The following is a 3,376-nucleotide window of genomic DNA, read 5'->3' as shown; positions in this document are numbered from 1 at the left end:
AGATCTTCCCCTGCACGTACTCCCCAAGCGGCACCCCGGCGCCCCGGACCTTCTTCAGCAGGGCGCCGGTCTGCTCATCCACAAGCGACCACCCGTCCTCGTCCAGGTCGTCCTGTCGGACCGGGTAACTCGACTCCCCGACATACTCCGAGAGGTCGGGGAAATCCAGCGACGCAACCTCCGTGACCGGGAACGTCTCGCGCGGCGTCCCGTGCGACACCCGGACGATACAGGGGTACGTCGTCGCCCCCTGAAACACCGGCAGATCCCCGAAGTCCACGATCTCCTCGATCCTCCTCTCCTTCAGCCACTGGCGGAGAGGTTTCCCATAGTTCGCCCGCAACCATTTGTTCGCGACGATGTAGCCGAACTGCCCGCCGGGGCCAAGCAGGGAGACCCCCTTCTCGATGAAGTAGGTGTAGAGGTCGGCGACCCCGTGGTAGACCGCGTACCGCTGCTTCGCGTACTCCTTGAACTCATGCCCGAGCGTCTCCTGCCTGACGTAAGGCGGGTTTCCGATCACAGCATCAAACCCGCCGCGCTGCATGATCCCGGCAAACTCCCTCTCCCAGTCAAACGCATTGATCCGCTTGCGCTCCTCGATCCCGGGCAGGACCGCGAGACCGTCGTAGATATCAGAACCAACGAGCGAGTTCCCGCACTTGATGTTGTCATGCAGGCTCGGGAGCGCACGCTCGGCAAACAGGGTCAGCTGCTTTGATACGGTCTCCTCGCTCTCGTCCTCAAGGACCTTCAGGAGAAGGGAGAGTTTCGTCACCTCGACCGCCTGCCGGTCGATATCCACACCATAGATGTTATTGAGGAGGATCCGTTTCCGCTCGGCCGTGGTCAGTCTCCAGTCGCTCCTCACCCGTGAATCAGTCCCGTTCGCCGCCTTATAGATCGGGAGCTGCCCGGATGCGTCCCGGCGCCGTCGCCGCCCGTGCCGCTGCGCCCCCTCCCGTGCAGGCGGAAGAAGCGCCCTGACCTCGGACGAGGTCGCCCCCTTCTCCTTGATCACCGGGACCAGGTGCTCGATATACCAGTCCCTGTGCCAGTTCAGCAAGAACTGGTATGCGCCAAGCAGGAAAGAACCGGAGCCGCAGGCAGGATCCAGTATCGTGATATCTGAAACCTCCTTCGGCGTCTTCCCGCGCACCACCTCGCCCACGGTCCACCTCACGATGTAATCGACGATATACGTCGGCGTGTAGAAGACGCCGCCGGCTTTGCGCACCTCCGGTTTCTCCTCTACCTTCGCACGATGCCCCTCTGTCAGGCGGATGACCTTGCCGAGGAACTGCTCGTAGATCTGCCCCAGGATATCAGCCGGGATCGCCGAGAACTCATATGGGCTCTCGGGATAGTAGAGGCGGCGGATGATCGTCTTTAGTACGTCATCATCGATGGCAAGCAGGAGCGTCAGCGTATCAGGCGGCTCACTCCGCCCCGGCTCCTCCTCAAAGTAGAACAACCCCGAGTTATACCGGTCGTCGGCATGGCGGAAGAGATCACAGAGACGCCGATAAACCCGGTCGCCGGAAAGCAGCTCCTGCAACGTCCCATACGGCTCGATCCCGCGATCCTCGCTGATCCGCAGAAAGATGATCCGGTCGATCGTCCGCTGGACAGCGATATTCAATTCGTCCACAGTGATTTCGGGGTTGCGAAGCGCGATATTTCGGGCGAGAATGTCTCGCCAGGCCTCGATATCGGCGAGAAACGCCTCGTCGACACCCATGGTCCCCTTCTTATCGGTCTCAGAATCGGCAAATTTGTCGAACGCACCCTTGAGGATACACTCTTGGGAGAAGATCTTCGCGATCCATTCCCACTGCTCCGGGTACTCCCGGTAGGTGATGTAGCCTACCCGGGCCGTCCCCGCGGTATCCCCCTTCCGGATAGGTTTTGTGCAGTCATAGACAGCAAACTCCTCAAAGTTTGTGAGGATACTCAGTTTCAGCCCGGCGTTCCAGGCATACCTGCGCAGCTGGAGCGCCGACTCCGTATCGTCCTTGATATTCACGGACGGCTTCTTCGCCTCGACGATAAACTTCCTGACCCCGCCTATCCGGAACGAGTAGTCAAGGAAGTTCGTCTGCCCGCGTATCCTGATCGGGTCCTCGTGGGCGACCTCCTTATACGCCTCAGAACGCCCTTTCTGGTTATCAACGTCCCACCCCAGCGCCCTGAAGAAGTGGTCGATGAACTCCCGGCGCAGCTGCGTCTCGTTGTACTGCCCCCGGCGGTATGCGGGGCGGTGATAATCAAAGCGTTCGACAAGCGACCTGATGGCGTCGGGGCATGCTATCTGATCGGGCATTCAAGCATCGGGCTCCTTGGTTAAACGTTCGAGCCCGATGCTCATAAATAGGTTGCTTTTTGCCGATATGGGCCGCAAGCTCCATGCAATTTCGGCAACAGTGCTGTATGGGGAAGAACCCGGATACCACAAAAAAGAATCCAAATGCGAGGGGAGCGATTTGAACGCTCGAACTCCTGCGAGACAAGGCCCTCAACCTTGCGCCTTTGACCTGGCTTGGCAACCCTCGCCCTGCGTCTATATACAACGCGCTGCGACATAAAATATCTTACTCCCCGGCAGACGGCCCGGGACCGGACACTCGTGAGGGGCGGGCATACGCCGCCCGCCTGGCTTTTGAGGGGAGCCACACGTTCGCACTCCGCTGCACCCGTACCACCTTCGGTGTATATTTATGCGCCTAACTCCAACATTCCCGCATGTGGGCCGACATCTCACGCGAGTTCGCTGATTCACCCTCGCAGGCACGGGTAATGCGCTTCCTGCTGGAGAACGGGTTCGGCATCAACGAGGAGGGCCGCATCGTCTGCAACAGCATCGAGATCCCGGCCACGCACATCGGCAGGGCGATCGAGACCGACCGCAGGGTCGTGGACGCCACGGCCCGTCGTATCCTCAAAAACCCGGGGTTGCGGGAGATCTTCACCCGGATGCGCGCCGCCCCCGACCTCTCCCGGGTCGCCGAGGCCCTCGGCCTCTCGGTCATCACGCTGCTCCCGAAGGACGCCCAGGAGAAAGGAATCGTCGGCGCCGCGGTCAAGGTCCTCGTCGATCACGACCTCTCCATCCGCCAGATCTTCGTCACCGACCCCTACCTCGCAGAGGAGCCCAAACTGGTGATGATCGTCGACGAGGAGAAGGTCCCGGCGTCGGTCTACGAAGACCTGCGTGCCCTCCCCCAGGTAAAACAGCTGATTATCTGAGAAGTTCGACTTCGAGCGCGAGCCGGTAGATCCGCTTCCTCTGTCTTCGCGGGAGGGCGATTGCGCGAACCAGCCGTTCTTCCAGGGTGATGATACGGGTTCCCTTCACCAGATTATCGGCATGGGCAAC

2 protein-coding genes and 1 tRNA gene are annotated in these 3,376 nt (G+C 60.5%); 1 reads left to right on the top strand and 2 read right to left on the bottom strand.

What is annotated here, in order from left to right; all coding sequences use genetic code 11:
- A partial coding sequence (locus tag BP858_RS02625) for an Eco57I restriction-modification methylase domain-containing protein (RefSeq protein WP_286878770.1) occupies positions 1-2,323 on the bottom strand: 2,323 nt, incomplete at its 3' end.
- A 145-nt stretch (positions 2,324-2,468) separates the two neighbouring features.
- Positions 2,469-2,553, bottom strand: a tRNA-Leu gene (locus tag BP858_RS02620).
- 189 nt (positions 2,554-2,742) lie between these two features.
- On the opposite strand from BP858_RS02620, the gene BP858_RS02615 reads away from it, so the two are divergent.
- Complete coding sequence (locus BP858_RS02615; RefSeq protein WP_062264694.1) at positions 2,743-3,246, top strand: hypothetical protein; 504 nt, start codon at positions 2,743-2,745, stop codon at positions 3,244-3,246.
- The last annotated feature ends 130 nt before the right edge of the window (positions 3,247-3,376 follow it).

The organism is Methanoculleus sp. UBA413 (assembly GCF_002502935.1).
Classification (GTDB): domain Archaea; phylum Halobacteriota; class Methanomicrobia; order Methanomicrobiales; family Methanoculleaceae; genus Methanoculleus; species Methanoculleus bourgensis.
The sequence above is the reverse complement of the archived record's forward strand: the minus strand, read 5'-3'. Positions and strand labels throughout refer to the sequence as shown.